General features: G+C 76.0%; 8 protein-coding genes and 1 pseudogene. 1 reads left to right on the forward strand and 8 read right to left on the reverse strand.

Annotation, left to right across the window (positions count from 1 at the left end; translation table 11 throughout):
* Window positions 1-55: 55 nt before the first annotated feature.
* The gene (locus tag AQJ30_RS13835) at window positions 56-871 is read left to right on the forward strand and encodes a thioesterase II family protein (RefSeq protein WP_067233207.1); all 816 of its coding nucleotides are present in this window, start codon (window positions 56-58) and stop codon (window positions 869-871) included.
* Window positions 872-991: 120 nt separating this feature from the next.
* On the opposite strand, the gene ccrA is transcribed toward AQJ30_RS13835, so the two are convergent.
* The 8 genes and pseudogenes from ccrA to AQJ30_RS13875 form a co-directional block, all read right to left on the reverse strand.
* The gene (ccrA, locus tag AQJ30_RS13840) at window positions 992-2,338 is read right to left on the reverse strand and encodes a crotonyl-CoA carboxylase/reductase (protein WP_067233208.1); all 1,347 of its coding nucleotides are present in this window, start codon (window positions 2,336-2,338) and stop codon (window positions 992-994) included.
* A 261-nt stretch (window positions 2,339-2,599) separates the two neighbouring features.
* Complete coding sequence (locus AQJ30_RS13845; RefSeq protein WP_067233210.1) at window positions 2,600-4,183, reverse strand: MFS transporter; 1,584 nt, start codon at window positions 4,181-4,183, stop codon at window positions 2,600-2,602.
* Window positions 4,183-4,719: a GbsR/MarR family transcriptional regulator gene (locus AQJ30_RS13850; protein WP_067233212.1), complete on the reverse strand. Its 537-nt coding sequence runs from the start codon at window positions 4,717-4,719 to the stop codon at window positions 4,183-4,185. The genes AQJ30_RS13845 and AQJ30_RS13850 overlap by 1 nt, the downstream gene beginning before the upstream one ends.
* Before the next feature lie 137 nt (window positions 4,720-4,856).
* Window positions 4,857-6,275, reverse strand: coding sequence for an FAD-dependent oxidoreductase (locus AQJ30_RS13855; RefSeq protein ID WP_067233214.1), 1,419 nt, complete (start codon window positions 6,273-6,275; stop codon window positions 4,857-4,859).
* A gap of 50 nt (window positions 6,276-6,325) precedes the next feature.
* Window positions 6,326-7,108 (reverse strand): thioesterase II family protein, encoded by a 783-nt coding sequence (locus AQJ30_RS13860; protein WP_067233216.1) that lies wholly within the window; start codon window positions 7,106-7,108, stop codon window positions 6,326-6,328.
* A 152-nt stretch (window positions 7,109-7,260) separates the two neighbouring features.
* A pseudogene (locus AQJ30_RS13865) lies at window positions 7,261-11,388 on the reverse strand (type I polyketide synthase); the annotation flags it as partial.
* An 86-nt stretch (window positions 11,389-11,474) separates the two neighbouring features.
* On the reverse strand, window positions 11,475-18,134 hold the full coding sequence (locus AQJ30_RS39800) for a type I polyketide synthase (RefSeq protein ID WP_067233219.1): 6,660 nt from the start codon (window positions 18,132-18,134) through the stop codon (window positions 11,475-11,477).
* Window positions 18,135-18,195: 61 nt separating this feature from the next.
* Complete coding sequence (locus AQJ30_RS13875; protein WP_067233221.1) at window positions 18,196-23,826, reverse strand: type I polyketide synthase; 5,631 nt, start codon at window positions 23,824-23,826, stop codon at window positions 18,196-18,198.
* Between the last annotated feature and the right edge of the window lies 1 nt (window position 23,827).

Below are 23,827 nucleotides of genomic sequence, written 5' to 3' on the forward strand. Positions count from 1 at the left end.
CGGAGCGTTCCGGTGCCCTGACACCGCGGAGCGCCTCCGGTGAGGAGTCACGTGGATGAGCACGGACAGGAGCACGGGAACGGGCGCGCGGGGCGGTGCGGCGGGGGAGAGCCTGTGGGTCCGGCGGTTCCACCCGGTCGAGGCCCCGGCGGCGCGGGTGGTGTGCCTGCCGCACGCGGGTGGTTCGGCGTCGTTCTTCTTCCCCTTCTCGGCGGCGCTGGCCGCCGCGGGCCGCGTCGAGGTGCTGAGCGTGCAGTACCCGGGGCGCCAGGACCGGCGTGACGAGCCGCCGCTGGCGTCCCTGCCCGAACTGGCCGACGGCGTCCACCGGGCGCTGCGCGGCTGGACGGACCGCCCGCTGGTGCTGATGGGGCACAGCATGGGCGCGGTCATCGCCTACGAGGTGGCCAGGATGTTCGAACGGGAGGCGGACGGGGTGCCGCTCGGTCTGATCGCGTCCGGCCGCAGGGCCCCGTCGGTGCACCGGGTGGAGAACGCGCACCGGCTCGGCGACAAGGAGTTCCTCGACGAGGTCCGCTCGCTCAGCGGCACCGCCTCCAGGCTCCTGGAGGACGAGGAGATCGTACGGATGATCCTGCCGGGGCTGCGGGCCGACTACCGGGCGGTGGAGACGCACGAGCCGGCGCCCGAGCCGCTGCTGCGCTGCCCCGTCGGGGTGATCACGGGGGACGCGGACCCGCGGGTGACGCCGGAGGAGGCGCAGGCGTGGCGGCGGCACACCACGGGCGGCTTCCACTTCCGGGTCCTGCCCGGCGGGCACTTCTACCTCAACGACCACCAGGCGTCCGTGGCGGACACGATCGGCGAGTACGTGGCGGCCTTCGCGAAGGAGACGTCGGCCACGGGCTGACGCACCCTGCGGGCGGGTCCCCTCCGGGCGGGGCGGGGACCCTTCCGGGCGTGGCCGGGACGGGAGGCGCCCCGCCCGTCCGGCCCGAGGCCGGTGAGCGGGGCGCTGGCTGACGGACCGTCAGGCGGGCGGTGTGCGGAAGCGGTTGATCGCGGACAGGTGCCGCGCGCGCAGTTCGCCGTCGCGCACCCCGAGGCCGGGTTCCGGGGCCAGGGCCAGCACGCCGACCTTGCCCGCGTGCCGGTTGCGGTGCACGTCCTGGGTGGCCGTGCCGACGGCGGTGAGCGGGTACACCGTGGAGAGCGTGGGGTGGATCATGCCCTTGGCGATGAGGCGGTTGGCCGCCCACGCCTCGCGGTAGTTGGCGAAGTGGCTGCCGACGATGCGCTTGAGGGACATCCACAGGTAGCGGTTGTCGTACTCGTGCCGGTACCCGGAGGTGGAGGCGCACGTCACGATCGTGCCGCCGCGCCGGGTCACGTAGACGCTGGCGGCGAACGTCTCCCGGCCCGGGTGCTCCACGACGACGTCCGGGTCCTCACCGCCCGTCAGGTCCCTGATCCGGGCGCCGAACCGCTTCCACTCGGCGGGGTCCGAGGTGGACTCGTCCTTCCAGAACCGGTAGTCCTCCTCCGCCCGGTCGATGACCAGCTCGGCGCCCATGGACCGCACCAGCTCCGCCTTGCGCTGCCCCGAGACCACGCACACCGGAACGGCGCCGCCGTTCAGGGCGATCTGCGTGGCGTACGAGCCGAGGCCGCCCGCCGCGCCCCAGATGAGCACCGTGTCGCCCTGCTTCATCTGCGCGCCGTTGCGCGAGACCATCTGCCGGTACGCGGTGGAGTTCACCAGCCCGGACGCCGCGGCCTCCTCCCAGGTGAGGTGGTCGGGCATGGGCATCAGCTGGTTGACCTTGACCAGGGACAGCTCGGCCAGGCCGCCGAAGTTGGTCTCGAAGCCCCAGATGCGCTGCTCCGGGTCGAGCATGGTGTCGTCGTGCCCGTCCGGTGACTGGAGCTCGATGGACAGGCAGTGCGCGACCACCCGGTCCCCCGGCTTCCAGCCGCGCACCCCGGGGCCGGTGCGCAGCACCACGCCGGCCAGGTCCGAGCCGAGCACGTGGTACGGCTGGTCGTGGCGGGCGGCGTCGGGGTCGCCCGAGCGGGCGTAGCGCTCCAGGAACCGGAACGTGGGCAGCGGCTCGAAGATGGCGCTCCACACGGTGTTGTAGTTGATGGCGCTGGCCATGACCGCGATCAGCGCCTCGCCGGGACCGGGCTGCGGGGTCGGCACCTCCTCCACGCGCAGGGACTTGGCCGGGTCCTTGTCCCGGGTGGCGAGCCCCTCGAACATCGTGGCGTCCTCCTTGAGGATCACCGCCCCGCGGTACGACTCGGGCACCGGGAGGGCCGCGAAGTCCTCGGGCCGGGCATCGTCGGAGAGTACGGCGCTGACTATGGCTTCCACGAGGTCCCCGATTCTGGCGTGAGGAGTGACTGACCGCCGTCTGTGACTGTAGGGACCGGCGGCGAGGGGCCAGAACCCCTAAATTGTGGGCCGCGTTCCCCCACGGGACAGGGGTGCGCGGGCGGTGGTTAGGGGTGCGGCCGGGTACCGGGACCGGCGTGGAGGACGGGGGCGGGGGCATGCGGCGGCCGCGGTACCGCCGGCGGGTGCCGGCCGTACCGCGGCCCTTTCCACGGTCGCCTGGAACCGGGGGATTTATCCTCAGGCGACCGAGCCGGTGATGCGGGTCCCTCCCGCGCCCTCCTCGGTGTCCTTGGAGTCCGTGGCGTCCTTGGCGTCCTCGGCCGGGACGGCGGCCCGCTTGGGCATGAAGGCCAGGGCGAGCAGCGCCGCGACCAGCGAGATGGCCGAGCAGACGTACAGCAGGGTGTGCATGGCGGTCATGAACGCGTCCCGCACCTCTTCGAGCATCGCGGCGTCGCGGAGCTTGGCGGCGACGGCCACGCCGGTGGAGACGCTGCGCCCGGCCGCGTCCGCGATCTGCTGCGGGGTGCCGTCGAGGTCGAGGTTGCCGCGGTAGGCGGAGTTGGCGACGGCGCCGAGCACCGCGACGCCGATGGCGCCACCGACCTGACGGAGCGCCTGCACCACGGCCGAGCCGACGCCGCTGCGCTCCTTGGACAGGGAGTTGAGGGCGGCCGCCATCGAGCGGGTCATGGCCAGGCCCAGGCCGGCGCCGATGACGACGAGCCAGATGGCGACGTAGCCATAGCCGGAGTCGGTCTCGGTGGCGGTGCCCATGAACAGGCCCACGCTCACCAGCAGGAAGCCCAGGGCGGGGACGGTACGCGGGCCGAGCTGCGCAGGCATCTTGTTGATGACGCTGGCCCCGACCAGCAGCCCGCCGATGAGCGGCAGCAGCCGCAGGCCGGTGCCGAGCGCGTCGGTGCCGAGGACCGCCTGGAAGTACTGCGGCAGGGCGAAGATCAGGCCGAACATCGCGAAGCTGACGATGGTGCTGAGGATCGAGCCCCAGACGAAGCCGCGGCCGCGGAAGAGGCCGAGGTCGACCAGCGGGTCCTTGCCCGACGCGGCGACGCGCAGCTCCCACAGGACGAACAGGCCGATGAGGGCGGCGCCGACGAGCAGCGAGACCACCGTCTCGGTGCTGTCCCAGCCCTTCTCGCCCGCCTCGATGGCGCCGTAGGTGAGCGCGGTCAGGCCGGCGCTGGAGAGGACCACGCCGCCCAGGTCGATGGTCACGCGCTCGCTGCTGCGGGACTCGGGCACGAGCTTCGCCACGGCGAGGACGCCGAGCAGCACGAGGGGGACGTTGATGAGGAAGACCGAGCCCCACCAGTAGTGGTCGAGCAGGGCGCCGCCGACGATGGGGCCGAGCGGCAGGCCGAGCATCTGGGAGACGGCGATGACACCGATGGCCTTGGTGCGCTCCGCCTCGGTCTCGAAGAGGTTCAGCAGCACGGAGGTGGACAGCGGTACGAGGAACGCCGCGGCCAGGCCGAGCGTGGCGCGGGCGGCGATGAGCTGTCCGGAGGAGCCGGAGTAGGCGCACAGCAGGGACGCCGCGCCGAACAGCACCAGGGCGGCGACCAGGAACTTCTTGCGGCCGAACTTGTCACCCAGCAGGCCGGCGGGCAGCAGTACCGCGGCCAGGACCAGGGTGAACGCGTCGACGATCCACTGGAGCTGGCTGGTGGAGGCGTTGAGGTCGGCGCTCACCGTGGGGAGCGCCACGTTGAGGATCGTCGCGTCCACGCCGACCGCCAGCAGGCTTAAGCCGATGGCCCCCAGGGCCCACCACTTGCGGCTCTGCTCATCACTCATCACGGCATCCCGTCCTCGTCGTTCGGATCGTCCGCCCGGTCGCCGCCGTTGACGGCGTCCCAGCGTTTCCACATGGGTTCGGCCTCGGAGTCCAGCCAGCTGAACATGCGGTGGGCCTCGCGCATCCGGGCCGCGCGCACCCCGTCCTCGGGGAACAGCCGCAGCCCCTCGGCCGTGATGTCCACGAAGGACGTGAGGCTCTCCAGGCGCCGCTTGAGCACCCCGGACCACGCGTCCTCGGTGATCCGGTAGTACGTGGCCCGCTCACCGGCGCGCGTGACGGCCTGCACCATGCGGGCCTCCGTGAGCAGCCGGAGGGTCGTGGTCAGCGACGCGCGGCTGGCCTGCACCGCCTCGGCTATCTGCGCGGCCGTCTGCTCCGGCGGCTCGCTGACCATCAGCCACGCCATGGTCCGGCCCATGATCGGCGGCCAGCCGGCCTGCTGCATGAACCATGCCGTCACCCGCTCCATCCAGGCGCTGAGCCGCTCCCCGTCGGGATCCTGCGGTGTCCTGGCGTCGTCCGACGACGACATGCTGCAGCACCTCCTGAAGCTCCTAGTGAGCTCTAGTCGTTTCAGTCATCACTGTAACGACTGAACGGGGCAAGGGGAAGCACCCGTTCAGTGCTCCACCCGATCGGGGTGCCCCTCGGACAGTCGTCCCCCTGCGGTCAGTGGCCCGTGGGCACCGCGATCCGCGCCGCCTCGTACTCCTCCTCGCTCAGCGTCGGCCTGCCGGGCAGGTCGAGCGCGGCGGCCGAGGCCAGCGCCGCGCGCACCTCGGGCGCCTGGAAGGCGTCGTCGGCGACGCCCGACAGGGTGTTGACGCGCATCGCGGCCGCGCACACCGCGGCGTCCGCGAGCGCCGCCGTGCCGATCAGGTCGGCCTGGGCGCGCCGCTGCGCCGCGTGCCGGGTCAGGCGCGGGTCGTCGGTGCTGGCGAACACGTCCGGGTAGCAGACGTCCTGGGACGTGCCCAGTGACCACGGGGTGTCGACCACCGCGCCGACGGCCCGCTGCACGGCCTGGGCGGTGCCCGGCCGCAGGCCGTCCGCGGCCAGGGTGCCGCCGAGCGCCGCCGCGCTGAGCGCCGCGGCGCTCATCCCGTGCCCGTAGACGGGGTTGAACGCGGCGACCGCGTCCCCGAGCACCACCAGCCCGTCGGGCCACTGCACGAGCCGGTCGTAGTAGAGGCGCCGGTTGGCGGTGGACCGGGACGCCTGGACGCCCGTGAGCGGCTCGGCGCGCTCGACCAGGTCGGCGATCAGCGGGTGGCGCAGGGTGCGCAGGTAGGCGGTGAAGCCGTCCTCGGTGGTCGGGGGTTCGCCGCCGCGGGTGCCGGAGAGGGTCACCATCCAGCGGCCGTCCTCGATGGGCAGCAGGATGCCGTTGCGCCCCGGTATCCCGGCGCGGTGGTCGGCGTACACGCTGACCAGCGGAAACTTCTTGCGCGCGCCCAGGGGCGCCCGGAACACGCGCGTGGCGTACGCCATGCCGGAGTCGATGACGTCCTCCTGCACCGGCGGCAGGCCGAGCCCGGCGAGCCAGCGCTTGACCGGGGACCCCCGGCCGGTGGCGTCCACCACGAGGTCGGCGTCCAGCACCGACACCGTCCCCTCCCGGCGCGGCTTGTAGGTGACTCCGGTGACGGCCGTCGCGTCGCCCCGCAGGCCGATGACGTCGGTGTCTCCGGTCACCGTGATCCGCGGGTCCGCCATGGCCTGGTCGCGCACGGTCCAGTCCAGCAGGGAGCGGCTGGCGGCGATCATGAACTGGGTCTCGGGGAAGCGCCGCTGCCAGCCGTACGCGGTCAGCGACACCAGGTCCTCGGGCAGCCCGATGCGGTGCGCGCCCGCGTCGAGGAGCCGGTCCGTGGTGCCGGGCAGCAGCGACTCGATGACCCGGGCGCCGCCCGACCACAGCACGTGGGTGTGCCGGGCCTGCGGCACACCGCGGCGGGGGTCCGCGTTGCCGGGCAGCCGGTCCCGGTCGAGCACGGTGACGGCGTCGACGTGGCGGGCCAGTGCGGTGGCGGCCAGCATGCCCGCCATACCCGCGCCCAGGACCACCGCCCGTGTCGTTTCGGACATCGTTCCTCTCACGTTCCTTTCGGGGAAGACGATCGTGCGGGTGGGCGCCGTCAGCCGGCCGTGACGCCGGTGCGGGACCCGGCGACCGCGAGGGCCACCGCGTCCCACCCGGCGGTGAGGTAGAAGTGGTCGCCGGGGAAGGTGCGGAACGTGACCGGTCCGGTGGTCTCCTCCCGCCAGCCGCGCGCCTCCCGCTCCCTGGCCCACGGGTCGCGGTCGCCGAGGAAGACGGAGACGGGGCAGCCCAGCGGGGACGCGGGCTGGTAGCGGTAGCCGTCCACGGCCTTGTAGTCGGCGCGCAGCACGGGCAGGACCATGCCGAGCACGCCCGGGTCGGTCAGCAGGTCGGACGCGGTGCCGCTGAGGTAGCGCAGGTCCGCGACCAGCTCGGCGTCGGTGCGCAGGTGCAGCCGTACGTCACGGTGCAGGGAAGGCGCGCCGCGGCCGGAGACGACCAGCCCGACCGGGGGCGTGTCGCCGGGGCGGCGCAGCCTGCGGGCGGCCTCCCAGGCCACGAGCGCCCCCATGCTGTGCCCGAACAGCAGCACCGGGGTGTCCCCCGCGTGCCGCAGCGCCTCGGCCACCCGGTCCGCGAGGACCAGCAGGTCGTCCACGAGGGGTTCCGAGCGGCGCTCCTGGCGGCCCGGGTACTGGACCGCGAGCACCTCGAACGGCGCGTCGGGCAGCGCCTCGAACGCCCGGGCCAGCGGCTGGAAGAAGGTGGCCGAGCCGCCGGCGTGCGGCAGGCAGACGAGCTGGACGCGGCCGCCGCCGGGCCGGTGCGGGGTGTAGCGCGTCAGCCATGCTCCGGCTCCGCGGTCCCAGGGGGTCATGCCGTGTGTCCGTTTCTGTCGCGGGGGCGGGTGGGGCGAGGAGGGGGCGCCGGCTCCTGGGCCGGCGTCGGGGCGCACCGGGGGTGCGGCCGCGGGGCGCACCGGGGCCGCGGCGTCGGGGCTCACCGGGGGCCGCGCAGCCAGTCGTCGACGGCCTGGGCCGTCTTGGCCGCGTGGTCGGCCTCCAGCATCGAGAAGTGGTCGCCCGGGGCGTCGGCGACGGCGTGCGGCAGGGTCCAGGTCACGCGCCAGCCGTCGTCGGCCGGGTCCGGGGCGCCCTGGGCCGGGAGGGGTTCGGTGGCGCGCACGAGCAGCGTCGGGGTGCCGAGCGCGGGGACGGCGTAGTCGAACCCGGCGTAGCGGGCCCGTGCGGTGATCCACGCCTCTGCGGTGCCGTCCCCGGCCCGTGCCACCAGGTCGGCCCGTTCGACGAGGGCGCGCTGTACGGCGTCGCCCCACCGTTCGCCGCCGAGGCCGTGCTCGCCGCCCCACGCCGGGGTGTCGAGCAGGACGAGGGCCCGGGCCGGGGTGCCGCGCGCCTCCAGCCGGGCGGCGACGACCGCGGCGATGTTGCCGCCGCCGGAGTGCCCGAGCAGGGCGAACGTCCGGCCGGTCGCCGTCCGCACGGCCGCGTCGGCCAGCGCCTGCGCGAGGGCGTCGACCGAGGCCGGCAGGGGTTCGCCCGCCTCGAAGCCCGGCAGCCCGATCGCGGCGACGGCGCGGCTGCCGCGGAAGCCGGAGGCCAGCCGGGCGTAGGTGTAGAAGTTCTGCTGCCACACGAACGAGGGGAAGCACAGCAGCACCGGTTCGTCCGGCCCGTCGCACAGCCAGGCGGTGCGCGGCGCCCGGTCGAGTCCGGCCGCGTCCGTGAACGACGGCCGGAACGCGGCGAGTCCGGCGGTCAGCTCGTGGACCTCGCGCGCCCGGCCCTCGCGGCAGGCCCGCAGGAAGAGCCCGCCGAGTCCTTCCGCCCGGACGCCGGGCACGGCGGACGCGGCGGGCTCGGCCCCCGGGACGCCGTCGGCGAGGTGCTGGGCGAGGTGCGCCGCGAGGCGTTCGCAGCTGGGGTGGTCGAGGACGGCGGTGGCGGGCAGGTCGAGCCCGGTGGCAGCCTGGAGCCGCGTCAGCAGGTCGGCCGCCGGCATCGAGTCCAGCCCCAGTTCGCCGAAGTCGCGGGTGACGGGGACCTCCTCGGGGGAGGTGTGGCCGAGCACCGAGGCGACGTGGCGGCGGACCAGCCCGGTCAGCAGGGCGGTCCTGGCCTCCTCGTCCAGGCCGGGCAGCTCCGCCGCCAGCCGCTCGCGGGCGTTCGGCAGCGCGGTTCCCCCGGGCGGTGCGCCGGTCCCGGTGGCGGCCGGGGCGTGGTGCGGAGCCTGGGCCAGGACGGTGGGCACGAGGTCTCCGGCGTCCGGGTCGGGCGCGCCGGTCAGCCAGAAGCGCCTGCCCTGGAAGGGGTAGGTGGGCAGGTCGGTGCGGCGGGCGCCGCGCCCGGCGAACACCGCCTCCCAGTCGAGCGGCACCCCGTGGGCGTGCAGGGCGGCGACGGCGGTGAGGGCGGTGCGCGTCTCCGGCCGGTCGCGGCGCAGGGTGGGGGCCAGGACGCAGGCGGCGGCGCGGCCGCCCAGGCACTCGCGCGCCATGGCGGTGAGGACGGCGTCGGGCCCGAGCTCGACGTAGGCGGTGACGTGCTCGTCGGCGAGCGCGCGCATCCCGTCGAGGAAGCGGACGGTGCCGCGCACGTGCCGCACCCAGTAGCCGGGGTCGGCGAGTTCGCCGGGGGTGGCCGCCCGCCCGGTGACGTTGGAGATGACGGGAACGGTCGGCGGCCGGTAGGAGAGGCCGGCGGCCACCTCGCGGAAGGCGTCCAGCACGGGTTCCATGCGGGCCGAGTGGAACGCGTGGCCGACGCGCAGCCGCTTCGTCCTGCGGCCGCGCTCCGCCCAGTGCCCGGCGACGCGGGCGGCGGCCTCGGCGTCGCCGGACAGCACGGTGGCGCGGGGCCCGTTGACCGCCGCCAGGGACAACTCGGCCTCCTGTCCGACGAGTTGCGGGGCCAGCTCGTCCGGTGTGACCTGGAGGGCGTACATGGCGCCGCCGGGCGGCAGCGCCTGCATCAGGGCGCCCCGCGCGGTGACCAAGGTGGCCGCGTCGTCCAGGGAGAGCACGCCGGCGACGTGGGCGGCGGAGATCTCCCCCACGGAGTGGCCGATGAGGAACCGGGGGGCGGCGCCCCAGGACTCCCACAGCCGGTGGAGGGCGACCTGCAGGGCGAAGGTGGCGGGCTGCGTGTAGGCGGTGGTGTCGAGCAGGGCGGCCCGCGGGGTGCCGGGCGCGGCGAGGACGACCTCGCGCAGCGGGTGCTCCAGGTGCCGGTCCAGGGCCCGGCACGCCTCGTCGAACGCCGCCGCGAACACCGGGAAGGCGGCGTGCAGGTCGGCGCCCATGCCGGGGCGCTGGGCGCCCTGTCCGGTGAACAGGAAGGCGGGCCGGGTCTCCGCCCGCGCCTCCCCCTCGGTGGCCGCCGGGTCGGGCTCGCCCGCGGCGAGGGCGCGCAGGGCCCGCAGGGCCTCCTCCCGGCCGTCCGCGACGACGACGGCGCGGCGGGGCAGCCGGGCGCGGGTCGTGGCGAGCGAGAAGCCCACGTCGGCGAGGGGGACGCCGGTGCGGCGGGCCAGGTGGTCCGCGAGCCGGGCGGCCTGGGCGCGCAGCGCGTCCTCGGTCTTCCCGGCAAGGGGCAGGGGGGTCTCGGCGGGGCCGGGGCCGGACGGGCCCGGCCCGACCGCGGTGGTCCGCGGGGTCGCCGCGCCCGCGTCGGGGGGCGCGGTCGTGACGGGGGGCGTGGTCGTGACGGGGGGCGTGGTCGTGGCGGACGACGGCTCCGACGCTTCCGCCGGCTCCGGCGCCTCTTCGACGATCACGTGGGCGTTGGTGCCGCTGATGCCGAACGAGGAGATCCCGGCCCGGCGCGGGTGACCGGCGCGGGTCCACGGGACGTCCTCGGTGAGCAGCCGTACGGTGCCGGACGACCAGTCGACGGCCGGGGTGGGCTCGTCCACGTGCAGGGTCCTCGGCAGCCGCCCGGCGCGCATCGCCAGCACCATCTTGACCAGCCCGGCGAGGCCCGCGGCGGGCCCGGCGTGCCCGAAGTTGGACTTCACGGCGCCCAGCCACAGCGGGTGCGCCGGGTCCCGGTCGCGGCCGTAGGTGTCGAACAGGGCGCGGGCCTCGATGGGGTCGCCGAGGCGGGTGCCGGTGCCGTGCGCCTCGACGGCGTCCACCTCGTGGGGGGTGAGGCCGGCGCTGTCCAGCGCGGCGCGGATCACCCGGCGCTGGGCCGCGCCGTTGGGGGCGGTCAGGCCGTTGCTGGCGCCGTCCTGGTTGACGGCGGAGCCGCGGACCAGGGCGAGCACCGGGTGGCCGTGGCGCCGCGCGTCGGACAGCCGTTCCACGACGACGGCGGCGGCGCCCTCGGCCCAGGCGGTGCCGTCGGCGGCGGCCGCGAACGCCTTGGCGCGCCCGTCGCCCGCCATGCCGCGCTGCCGGGTGAACTCCACGAGCAGCGCCGGTGTGGGCATCACCGACACGCCGCCGACGAGCGCGAGCGAGCACTCGCCGGCCCGCAGCGCGTGCGCCGCCTGGTGCAGGGCGACCAGGGAGGAGGAGCAGGCGGTGTCGACGGACACGGCCGGGCCCTCCAGGCCGAGCGTGTACGCGATGCGGCCGGAGGCGACGCTGGTGACGTTGCCGGTCATGGAGTAGCCCTGGACCTCGGCGGGGACGTGGGTGACGTCGGAGCCGTAGGCGGCGTAGGACACGCCGAGGAACACGCCGGTGGGGCTGCCCTTGAGGGACAGCGGGTCCAGGCCGGAGTGTTCGAACGCCTCCCAGGAGACCTCCAGCATCACCCGCTGCTGCGGGTCCATGGCGAGGGCCTCGCGGGGCGAGATGCCGAACAGTTCGGCGTCGAAGCGGGAGACGTCGGCGAGGAACCCGCCCTCGCGCGCGGCGGACGCGGCGGGGCCGCCGCCGGCGGTGCCGAGGAGGGCGTCGAGGTCCCACCCCCGGTCGCCGGGCAGCGGGGACATCATGTCCCGGCCGTCCGCGAGGCGTTCCCACAGCAGGTCCGGCGAGGTGGCGCCGCCGGGGAAGCGGCAGGCCATGCCGACGACGGCCAGGGGTTCCGACGCCGCGGCGACCAGCCGCCGGTTCTGCTCGCGCAGCCGCTCGTTGTCGGTGAGGGCCGCGCGCAGGGCCTCGATGATCTGTTCGGTGGAGGCCATCGGTCACTCCCTCTCTGTGGGGCGCTCGGCGCGCCGTTCCTGATCGGCCGGGGTACGGCGGTGCCGCGTCGCGGGCGGTGGCCGGTTCACGGACCGCTGTTGCCGAGGGCGGCGCGCACCAGGTCCTCGACGTCCATCTCGGCGATCGCCCCGGCGTCCCGGTCCGGGGCGGGCCCGGTGGTGCCGGGTGCCGGGTCCTCGGCGAGTCCCAGCAGGGGGTCGAGCAGCCCGCCGGCGCGCAGCCGGGCCAGCGGGACGGTGGCGAGCAGGGCGCGCACCCGGGCCTCCTCCGGGTCGGGGCCGTCCACGGCCGTGGCGGCCGCGTCGGGGGCGAGCTCCTGGTGCAGGTGGCCGGCGAGTTCCCGGGGCGAGGGGAAGTCGAAGACCAGGGTGCTGGGCAGGGTGAGGCCGGTGGCGGCGCCGAGGCGGTTGCGCAGTTCGACGGCGGTGAGCGAGTCCAGGCCCATGTCCTTGAAGGCCCGTTCGGCGCCGATGGCCTCGGGTCCGGAGGCGCCGAGCACGGCGGCGACGTGGCCGCGCACCAAGTCCTCCAGCAGGAGCCGCTGCTCGTCGGCGGGCAGGGCGGCGAGCCTTGCCTCGAGCGAGCGGGCCTCCACGGCGGCGGTCCCGGCCCGGGCGGCCTGGCGGGGTGCCGGGCGCCGGGCGCCGCCGAGCAGTCCGCGCAGCATCGCGGGGCCGGGGCCCGTGGACGTGCCCGCCCGCAGCGCGGGGACGTCGAGCCGGGTGGGCACGAGCAGGGCCTCGCCCGCGCCGAGGGCGGCGTCGAAGAGGCGCATGCCGTGGGCGGCGTCGATGGGCAGCACCCCGGAGCGGGTCATCCGCTCCACGTGGGAGTCGTCCATCCGGCCGGTGAGTTCGCTGGTCTCGGCCCAGTAGCCCCAGGCCAGGGAGGCGGCGGGCAGACCGGCGGCGCGGCGGTGGTGGGCGAGGGCGTCCAGGAAGGTGTTGGCGGCGGCGTAGTTGGCCTGGCCGGGGTTGCCGAGGACGCCGGCGCCCGCGGAGTACAGGACGAACGCGGTGAGGTCCGACTCCCGGGTGAGCTCGTGCAGGTGCAGCGCGGCGTCGGCCTTGGGCCGCAGCACCTCGTCGAGCCGTTGCGGGGTGAGGGAGCCGAGGACGCCGTCGGCGGTGGTGCCCGCGGCGTGCACCACGGCGGTCAGCGGGCGGTCCCCGGGTACGGAGGCCAGCAGCGCGGACAGCGCGTCGCGGTCGGCGGTGTCGCAGGCGGCGACGGTGACGGTGCGCGCGCCGAGCGCGAGCAGGTCCTCGCGCAGGCCGTCGGCGCCGGGCGCCTGCGGGCCGCGGCGGCCCGCCAGCAGCAGGTGCCGCACGCCGTGGGCGGTGACCAGGTGCCTGGCGAGGATGCCGCCGAGGGTGCCGGTGCCGCCGGTGACGAGCACGGTCCCGTCGGGGTCCGGGGGCCTGGGGACGGTGAGGACGAGCTTGCCGGTGTGCCGGGCCTGGCTCATGAACCGGAACGCCTCGGGGGCGCGCCGGACGTCCCAGGTGCGCACCGGCAGCGGCCGCAGCACGCGCCGTTCGAAGAGCCGGACGAGGGTGGCGAGGATCTCGGCGATGCGGTCGGCGCCGGCGTCGATGAGGTCGTAGGGGCGGTAGGTGACGCCGGGGTGCCGCTCGGCGACCTCGCGCGGGTCGCGCTGGTCGGTCTTGCCCATCTCCAGGAACCGGCCGCCGCGCGGCAGCAGCCGCAGGGAAGCGTCGGTGAAGTCGTGGGCGAGGGAGTTCAGCACCACGTCGACGCCGCGCCCCCCGGTGGCGGCGCGGAACGTGCCCTCGAAGTCGAGGGTCCTGGAGGAGGCGATGTGGCCGGAGTCGAAGCCCATCCGGCGCAGGGTGTCCCACTTGCCCTCGCTGGCGGTGGCGTAGACCTCGGCGCCCCAGTAGCGGGCGAGCTGCACGGCGGCCATGCCGACGCCGCCGGTCGCGGCGTGGACGAGCACGGTCTCGTCCTCGCGCAGCCCGCCGAGGTCGGCGAGGCCGAACCAGGCGGTGAGGAACGCGGCGGGCACGGCGGCGGCCTGCTCGAAGCTCCAGCCGCGCGGGACGCGGGTGACCAGGCGCCGGTCCACGACGGAAACGGGCCCGAACGGGTCGGGCAGCAGGCCCATCACGCGGTCGCCGACGGCGACGCCGGTGACGCCGGGGCCGACCTCGGTGACGACGCCGGCGCCCTCGCTGCCCAGGCGTTCCTGGGAGGGCACCATGCCGAGGCCCACCAGTACGTCGCGGAAGTTGAGGCCGGCGGCGCGCACGGAGACCCGGACCTGGTTGTCCCCGAGGGGCGCCAGCGCCTCCGGATGGGGCAGCAGCGCGAGCTGGTCCAGGTCGCCGGGGCCGGTGGTGTCCAGGCGCCAGGCGGCCTCGCCGGGCGGGGGCACGAGGAAGGAGGCGGCGGGGGTCCTGGCAAGGCGGGGGACGCGGGCGGCGCCCAGGCGCAGGGCGAGCTGGGTCTCCTGCGCGGCGAGCGCGGCCCGGACGGCGGCCGCGGTGCGGGCCCGGGACTCGTCGCGCCCGTCGAGGTCGACGAGGAAGAACCGGCCGGGGTGCTCCATCTGCGCGGAGCGCAGCAGGCCCCACACGGCGGCGTGCGCCAGGTCCTCGACGTCCTCGCCGGGCCCCGCGGCCACGGCGCGGCGGGTGACGACGGCGAGCACGCTGCCGTGCAGCCGGTCCTCGGCCAGCCACTGCTGGGCGGCGCGCAGCACGCCCTCGGCGGCGCGGCGGACGGCGGCGGGCAGTCCCTCCGCGGAGACGGCGGCGGGGTCCGGCACGCAGGACAGCAGCGCCACCTCGGGGGCGGGCGTGCCGGACGCGACGGCGGCGGCGAGTGCGGCGGGGTCGTGGTGGGCACCGCCGAACACCCCGGCGCCGCGCAGGGCGGGCACCAGGCCGTGGCCGTCGGCACCGAGCACGGCCCAGCGGGCGCCGGACGGGGCGGCGGCGTCGACGGGCAGCGGTGCCCAGTCGACGTGGAACAGCGTGTCGCGCAGGTCGTCGCCCGCGCCCTCGCCGCCGGCGGGCAGGGGACGGAACACCAGGCGCCCGACGGTGGCCACGGGGGCGCCCTCGGCGTCGGCGACGGTGACGGTGACCGCGTCGTTCCCGGCGGCGCGCACCCGTACGCGGACGGCGGTGGGGCCGACGGCGTGCAGGGCGACGTCGTGCCAGGAGAACGGCAGGTGGGTGCCCTCACCGAGGAAGCCGCCGAAGCCGATGGCGTGCAGGGCGGCGTCCAGCAGGGCCGGGTGCACGCCGAACCGGGCGGCGTCCTGGTGCAGTTCGGGCGGGAGCGCGGCCTCCGCCCAGACGGTGTCGCCGAGCCGCCAGGCCGAGCGCAGCCCCTGGAAGGCGGGGCCGAACCGGTAGGCGCCGCCCTCGACCGGCTCGTACATCCCCGCGGTGTCCAGGCGCTCCGCGCCGGGCGGGGGCCACGCGGTGAGCGCCTCGCCGTCGGCGGGCCCGGGCGGGGTGAGCAGCGCGGTGGCGTGCCGGGTCCAGGGGTCGCCGTCGGCGGCGTCGCCGGGGCGGGCGTGCACGGTGAGGGCGCGCCGTCCGGCGCCGTCGGGGGCGTCCACCTCCACCTGGAGGTGCACGGTGCCGCGTGCGGGCACGGTGAGGGGGCTCTCCAGGGTCATCTCGGCGAGACCGCCGCAGCCGGTGCGCGCGGCGGCTTCCAGGGCGAGTTCCGCGAACGCGGTGCCGGGCACCAGGGCGGTCCCGCCGACGGCGTGGTCGGCGAGCCAGGGGTGGGTCTTCAGCGACAGCCGCCCGGTGAGCAGCAGCCGGTCGCCCTCGGCGAGCCGTACGGCGGCGCCGAGCAGGGGGTGGCCCGCGGCGCTGAGGCCGAGGTCCCCGGCGTCGCCCGCGTTGCGGTACTCGGCCTCCAGCCAGTAGTGGCGCCGCTGGAACGGGTAGGTGGGCAGGTCCAGGACGCGCCGGGCGCCGGTGCCGGCGAACACGGCGTCCCAGTCGACGGGCAGTCCGCGTACGTGGCCCTCGGCGAGCGAGGTGAGGAAGCGCTGCGGGCCGCCCTCGTCGCGGCGCAGCGAGCCGAGCGCGACGGCGTCGGTGCCCGCGTCGTCGAAGATCTCCTGCAGGCCGACGGCGAGCACCGGGTGGGCGCTGCACTCGACGAAGAACCGGATGCCGCCCGCCAGCAGGCCGCGCACGGTCTCCTCGAAGCGCACGGTCTGCCGCAGGTTGGTGTACCAGTACCCGGCGTCCAGCCCGGCCGTGTCGAGCGGGCCGGCGGTGACGGTGGAGTGGAAGGGGATGTCGCCGCCGCGCGGCCGGATGTCGTGCAGGGCGGTGAGGACCTCGTCGCGCACGGCCTCGACGTGGGCGGAGTGGGAGGCGTAGTCCACGGCGATGCGGCGGGCCCGCACGCCGTCCGCCTCGCAGGCGGCCAGCAGTTCGTCGAGGGCTTCGGGGTCGCCCGAGACCACGGTCGACGACGGCCCGTTGGCGGAGGCGATCCCGACGCGGCCCTCCCAGCGGGCCAGGCGCTCGGCGACGCGCTCAGCGGGCAGCGGCAGCGACACCATGCCGCCCCGTCCGGACAGGCCCCCGGCGATGGCGCGGGCGCGCAGGGCCACCACCCGGGCCCCGTCCTCCAGGGACAGCGCGCCGGCGACGACGGCGGCGGCGATCTCGCCCTGGCTGTGCCCGATGACGGCGGCGGGCTCCACCCCGGCGGAGCGCCACAGCGCGGCGAGGGACACCATGACGGCCCACAGCGCGGACTGGACGACCACCACGTCGTCCAGCGGGGCGGCGCCCTCGCCGCCGCGGACGGCGTCGATCACCGAGCAGCCGGTCCACGGCCGCAGGGCGGCGTCGCAGGCGGTGAGCCGCTGCGCGAACACCGGGGAGGACTCCAGCAGTTCGGCGGCCATGCCCTGCCACTGGGAGCCCTGGCCGGGGAAGACGAACGCGACGCGGGCGGCGCCGGGCCGCGCGGTGCCGGTCACCACCCCGGCGGCGGGCTCGCCGCGGCGAAGGGCGTCCAGGCCGGCGAGGGCGGTGGGGCGGTCACCCGCGAGCACCACGGCGCGGTGTTCGAGGGCGGCGCGCCCGGTGGCCAGGGACCAGCCGATGTCGGTGGCGGGCACCTCGCCGCGCCGCTCCACGAAGGCGGCCAGGCGCTCGGCCTGCGCGGCGAGCGCGGGCTGCGACCGGGCGGACAGGACCCAGGGCACGACGGGCAGGGCGAGCGGGGCGGGGGTGGAGGTGCGGGCGGGGGTCCCGGTCGGGGTGCCGTTCCCGCCGCTGCCGGCCGCGTGAGCCTCCCGGGGACTCCCGGCGGGCTCGGCCCCCTCGGCAGGCTCCGGGGCCTCCTCCACGATCACGTGGGCGTTGGTGCCGCTGATGCCGAACGCGGACACGCCGGCGCGGCGCGGGCGGCCCTCGCGCTTCCACGCCACGGGCTCGGTGAGCAGCGCGACCGCGCCGGTGGACCAGTCGATGTGCGTGGAGGGGCGGTCCACGTGGAGGGTCCGCGGGAGCAGCTCGTTGCGCAGCGCCAGGACCATCTTCATGACCCCGGCCGCGCCGGCCGCGTGCGCGGTGTGCCCGAAGTTGGACTTGACCGAGCCCAGCCACAGGGGGCGGGCCGGGTCCCGGTCCCTGCCGTAGGTGGCGAGCAGGGCGCGGGCCTCGATGGGGTCGCCGAGGGTGGTGCCGGTGCCGTGCGCCTCGACCGCGTCCACGTCGGCGGTCGTCAGCCGGGCGTCGGCGAGGGCGTCGCGCACGACCCGCTCCTGGGAGGGGCCGTTGGGGGCGGTGAGGCCGTTGCTGGCGCCGTCCTGGTTGACGGCGGTGCCGCGGATCAGGGCGAGCACCGGGTGGCCGTTGCGGCGTGCGTCCGACAGGCGTTCCAGCAGCAGCAGCCCGGCGCCCTCGGAGGGCCCGAAGCCGTCGGCGGCGTCGGCGAACGCCTTGCAGCGGCCGTCGGGCGCCAGGGCGCGCTGCCTGCTGAACGCGATGAACCCCTGCGGCGTCGGCATCAGCGCGACGCCCCCGGCGAGCGCCATGGCGCACTCGCCCTGCCGCAGCGACCGCACCGCAAGGTGCAGCGCGACCAGGGACGACGAGCACGCCGTGTCGACGGTGAGCGCGGGCCCCTCCATGCCGAAGGAGTAGGCGACCCGGCCGGAGATGACGCTGGCGAACGAGCCGACGCCGGTGTACCCCTCCAGGCCCTCGGGCACGTACTGGTGCCCGGTGACGTAGTCGACGGTGGCGGCGCCCACGAAGACCCCGGTACGGCTGCCCCGGACGGAGCGCGGGTCGATGCCCGCCCGTTCGAACAGCTCCCACGAGGTCTCCAGCAGCAGCCGCTGCTGCGGGTCCATGATCAGCGCCTCGCGGGCGTTGATGCCGAAGAAGTCGGCATCGAACTCGCCCGCCTCGTGCAGGAACCCGCTCTCGCGCACGTAGTTGCGGCCCTCGGCGTCCGGGTCCGGGTCGTACAGGGCCTCCAGGTCCCAGCCCCGGTTGTCGGGGAACGGGGAGATGGCGTCGCCGCCGGCCGCCAGCAGCTCCCACAGGGCCTCCGGGGTGTCGGCGGAGCCGGGGTAGCGGCAGGCCATGCTGACCACGGCGACCGGCTCGGGCTCCTCCAGCTCCTGGATGCGGCGGCGCGCCCTGCGCAGGTCGGCGGTGGCCCGCTTCAGGTAGTCCCGCAGCTTGTCTTCGCTGTTCATCGGCTGTCACACCCATCCATGGCCGGGTTCCTCGGGTCGCTGTGTCGGGGGCGGGCCGTGGTCACGGCGTGTCCAGTTCGTCGTCGAGCAGCGCGAACAGCTCGCTGTCGGTGGCGTCGTCCAGTTCCTCGTCGCCGTCGTCGGCCGGCCGGGCCGCGCCGGACCACCCGGCCAGCAGGGCCTGGAGCCGTTCCCTGACCCGGGCGCGGGTGGCGGTGTCGCCGTCGGGGACGGCGGCCAGGGCCTCCTCCAGCCGGTCGAGTTCGGCCAGCGCGGGCGGTGCCGCGGTCGCGGACTCGGGGGCGAGCAGGTCGAGCAGGAGGGCGGCGGTGGCGTTCAGCGTGGGGTGGTCGAAGACCAGGGTGGCGGGCAGGGTGAGGCCGGTGGCCGCGCCGAGCCGGTTGCGCAGCTCCAGCGCGGTCAGCGAGTCGAAGCCGATCTCCTTGAACGGACGGTCGGGTTCGATGGCCTCCGGGGTGCCGTGGCCGAGGACCGACGCCACGTGGGCGCGGGTCAGCTCGACCAGCCGGTGCGTCTGCTCGTCCCGGGTGAGCCCGGCGAGCCGGGCCGCCCAGTCGGGCTCCTGCGACGCGGCGCCGGACGCGGCGGCGGCCCGCTTGCCGGGGGCCGCCTTCACCAGGCCGCGCAGCATCCCGGACAGGGTGCCCTCGGCGGCGCGCGAGCGCAGCGCCGCCGTGTCCAGCAGCACGGGCACCAGCAGGGCGTCGTCGGTGCCCGACGCGGCGTCGAACAGGGCGGTGCCCTCGTCGGGGGACAGCGGCAGGATGCCGGCGCGGGCGAACCTGGCCGTGTCCGCGCCGCCCGCCATGTCGCTCGTCCCCGCCCACAGGCCCCAGGCCAGGGACCGGCCGGCGAGGCCCGCCGCCCGGCGGTGCGCGGCGAGGGCGTCGAGGAAGGCGTTGGCGGCCGCGTAGTTCGGCTGGGCGAGGCTGCCGAGCACACCGGACGCCGAGGAGAACAGCTCGAACGCCGCCAGGTCCGAATCCCGGGTCAGCTCGTGCAGGTTGAGGGCCGCCGTCACCTTGGGCGTGAACACGTGCTCCACGTCCTGCGGCGTCAGGGCCTCCAGGGGCCGGTCGGCGAGCGTCCCGGCGGCGTGCAGCACGGCCGTCAGCGGCCGGTCGGCCGGTACGGAGGCCAGCACCCGGGCCAGCGCCTCCCGGTCGGCGGCGTCGCACGCCTCCACGGACACCGACGCACCCAGCGACGACAGTTCGCGCTCCAGTCCCTCGACGCCGTCCGCGGCGCGGCCCCGGCGGCTCAGCAGCAGCAGGTGGCGCACACCGTGCTGCTTGACCAGGTGACGGGCGAGCACCCGGCCGAGCGCGCCGGTGCCGCCGGTGATCAGCACGGTGCCGTCGGGGTCCCAGGCGGCCGGGGCCGCGGCGGGCGCCGGGGACGCCGGGCGGATCCTGGGCACCAGGACCACACCCGCGCGCAGGGCCATCTCGGGCTCACCGGAGGCGACGACGGCGGGCACGGCGTCCGGGAGCACGGCGAGCGAACCGTCGTCCCCGTCCAGGTCCAGCAGCCCGAACCGGCCCGGGTGGGCGGCCATCGCGGAGCGCACCAGTCCCCACGCGGCGGAGTGGGCCAGGTCGCCGGCGCCGCCCCCGGGACCGGCCGCGACCGCGTCCCTGGTCACCACCAGCAGCCGTCCCCCGGCGAACCGCTCGTCGGCGAGCCAGCGCTGCACGACCGCCAGCAGGTCGGTGACCGCGTCCAGGGCGTGCCGCGCCAGGGCGCCGTCGTCCGGGGGCACCGGGCCGCCGTGGGAGACGACGGTCAGCTCGGGCAGCGGCAGGCCCGCGTCCACGGCCTCGGCCAGCGCGTCCAGGTCTTCGTACGTCTGCGGGTAGGCGCCCGCCTCCTCCAGCACGTCGGCCACCCCGACCGGGTCGGCGCCCAGCACCACCCAGTCGGCGGTCTGTCCGGGCGCGGGCACCGGCGACCACTCCACCCGGTACAGCGCGTCCCGGACGCCGTCCGCGGCCCGCCGCAGCTCCTCGGGGGCGACCGCGCGCGCGGCCACCGCCGCCACCGTGCCGACCGGACGGCCCGACGCGTCGCCGAGGGTCACCGTGACGGCCCCGTCGTCCGCGGGCCGTACGTGCACCCGCAGCTCGGTGGCCCCCACGGCACGCAGCGACAGGCCCGACCAGTCGGTCCACAGCACCCCGGCGCGCTCCTCGAGCCGGGCCGGCTGCAGCGCGGCGTCGAGCAGCGCCGGATGGAGCCCGTACCCGGCGGCCCGCCTCTCCTGGTCCTCGGGCAGGGCCACTTCGGCGTACGTCTCCCGGCCGTGCCGCCACACCGCGCGCAGCCCGTGGAACGCGGGTCCGTAGCCCTGCCCGGCGTCGGCCATCCGCTGGTGGAAGTTGGCGACGCTCACCGGCTGGGCCCCCGAGGGCGGCCACTGCGCGAGCCGTTCGAGGGGCCCGGAGGCGTCGTCGTCGGCCCCTCCGGGAACCAGCCGGGCGGTGGCGTGGCGCACCCATGGCGCCGCCTCCTCCGACGTCTCCGGCCGTGCGTGGACGGCCAGTTCACGCGCGCCGTCCTCGCCGGGCGCGCCCACGGACAGCTGGAGCTGTACCCCGCCGGCCTCCGGCACCACCAGCGGCGCCTCCACGGTCAGGCTCTCGACCACTTCGGCCCCGGCCCGCTCACCGGCGTGCAGGGCCAGCTCCGCGAAGGCGGCTCCCGCGAGCACCGGCGTGCCCTGGACGACGTGGTCGGCCAGCCACGGGTGGGCGTGCAGCGACAGCCGTCCGGTCAGCAGCAGTTGGTCACCGCCCGCCACCTCGACGGCCGCGCCCAGCAGCGGGTGCCCCGCGTCGGCGAGCCCGAGCCCGGCCGGGTCACCGGAACCGCCGGGGCCGGACTCCAGCCAGTACCGCTGCCGTTGGAAGGCGTAGGTGGGCAGGTCGAGCCGGTGGTCGGCACCGGTGCCGGCGAACAGGGCGGTCCAGTCGACGGGGAGGCCACGGACGTAGCCCTCGGCGAGGGAGGTCAGGAACCGCTCGGGCCCGCCCTCGTCGCGGCGCAAGGTGCCCAGCGCAACCGCGGCCTGGGCGTCCGTGTGGTCCTCGAAGGTCTCCTGCATACCGACGGTCAGCACGGGGTGGGGACTGCACTCCACGAAATAGCCGAAGCCATCGGTGAGAAGCTCACGGACGGTGGCGTCGAAACGCACCTCCTGACGGAGGTTGGTCACCCAGTACGTGGCGTCCAGACCACTGGTGTCGATCACCGCACCGGTCACCGTCGAGTAGAACGGCACCTGCGCGGGGCCCGGTTCGATGTTCTTGAGGGCCTCGACGACCTGGTCCCGGATGGACTCCACCTGGGCGGAGTGGGAGGCGTAGTCCACGGCGATACGACGCGCTCGTATCCCCTCGGCCTCGCAGGCGGCCGTCAGCTCGTCCAGAGCCTCCGGCTCACCCGAAACGACGGTGGACGTGGGCCCGTTGATGGAGGCGATCGATATGCGCTCGCCCCACCGCGCTATCAGCTCCCGCACCCGGTCCGCGCTCACGGCGACGGAGACCATGCCGCCGTTGCCGGACAGGCTCTCCGCGATCGCCTGCGCGCGCAGGACCACGACCCGGGCACCGTCCTCGACGGACAGCCCACCGGCCACCACAGCGGCGGCGATCTCACCCTGCGAGTGACCGATCACCGCACCCGGCTCCACACCGACCGAACGCCACACCGCCGCGAGCGAGACCATCACCGCCCACAACGACGCCTGCACCACCACCACATCGTCCAGCGAGGCAGCCGACGGCAAGCCGCGCACGACATCGGTCACCGACCAGTCCACCAACGCCGACAGCGCAGCGTCACACTCCGCGAGCCGCTCCCGGAACACCGGCGACGACTCCCACAACCCCGCCCCCATCCCGAGCCACTGCGACCCCTGACCCGGGAACACGAACACCACCCGGGGCGCGCCCGGGAGGACCGCGCCCGTCACCGCGTCGGCCGTGGGGACGCCCTCGCCGAGGGCGGTGAGGGCGGTGTGGGTGGTCTCCGCGTCGGTCGCCAGCAGCACCGCGCGGTGGTCGAGGGCGCCCCGGGAGAGCGCCAGGGATGCGCCGACGTCGAGCGGCGAGGTGCCGGGGTGGTCGTCCAGGTACGAGGTGAGGCGGGCGGCCTGGGCGTGCAGGGCCGTCGCCGTCCGGCCGGACAGCGGCCAGGGGACGGCACCGCCCACCAGACCGGTGGGGCGTGCCGAGGACGGGGTTCCCTCGTCGGGCCCGGCGGTGTCGGGGGTCCCCGCGTCCTCGGGGGCCTCCTCCAGGACGAGGTGGGCGTTGGTGCCGCTGATGCCGAACGCGGAGACCGCGGCGCGGCGCGGCCGCCCTCCGGGGGTGTCCCACGGGCGGGCCTCGGTCAGCAGCCGTACCGTTCCCGCGGACCAGTCGACCTGCGGGGTCGGGGCGTCCACGTGCAGGGTGCGGGGCAAGGAGCGGTGCCGCAGTGCCTCGACCATCTTGATCACGCCGGCGACGCCCGCGGCGGCCTGGGTGTGGCCGATGTTGGACTTCACCGAGCCCAGCCACAGCGGGTGGTCCGCGGGGCGGTCCTTGCCGTAGACGGCGATGAGGGCCTGGGCCTCGATGGGGTCGCCGAGGGTGGTGCCGGTGCCGTGGGCCTCGACGGCGTCCACGTCGGCCGGGGTGAGCCGGGCGTTGGCGAGGGCCGCTTCGATGACGCGTCGCTGGGCGGGGCCGTTGGGGGCGGTGAGGCCGTTGCTGGCACCGTCCTGGTTGACCGCCGAGCCGCGGATGACGGCCAGGACGCGGTGGCCGTTGCGCCGGGCGTCGCTCAGCCGTTCCAGGAGGACCAGGCCGGCGCCCTCGGAGAAGCCGGTGCCGTCGGCCGCTTCGGCGAAGGCCTTGCAGCGGGCGTCCGCGGCCAGGATCTGCTGCCTGCTGAACTCGACGAACTCCATCGGGCTCGGCATGACCATCGCCCCTCCCGCCAGGGCCAGGCCGGTCTCGCCGGACCGCAGCGACTGCACCGCCCAGTGGAGCGCCACCAGGGAGGAGGAGCACGCCGTGTCGATGGTCACGGCGGGCCCTTCGAGGCCGAACGTGTAGGCGACCCGCCCGGAGACGACGCTGTTGGCCGACCCCGTCATGGTGTAGCCCTCGAGGCCGTCCGGGATCTGCTCCACGTCGGCGCCGTAGCCGGTGTAGGAGGCGCCGACGAACACGCCGGTGTCGGTGCCGTCGAGCGAGGACGGGTCGATGCCCGCCCGTTCGAACGCCTCGTAGGCACACTCCAGGACCAGCCGCTGCTGCGGGTCCATCGCCAGGGCCTCGCGCGGGGAGATGCCGAACAGTTGGGCGTCGAACGCGGCGGCCCCGGTCACGAAGCCGCCCTCGGGCGCCAGTTCCCTGCCCTCCGGGTCGGTCAGCCGCAGGCCGTCCAGGTCCCAGCCGCGGTCGGCGGGGAAGCCGGAGATGGCGTCACCGCCGCCGTCGACGAGCCGCCACAGTCCCTCGGGGGAGTCCGCGTCGCCGGGGTAGCGGCAGGCCATGCCGACGACGGCGACCGGCTCGTGGTCCCGTTCCTCGACCGAGCGCAGGCGGCGCTGCGTGCGGCGCAGGTCGGTCATGACCTTGTTGAGGTACTCCCGGAGTTTCTTCTCGTCGGTGGTCATG

Source organism: Streptomyces longwoodensis (assembly GCF_001514125.1).
Classification (GTDB): domain Bacteria; phylum Actinomycetota; class Actinomycetes; order Streptomycetales; family Streptomycetaceae; genus Streptomyces; species Streptomyces longwoodensis.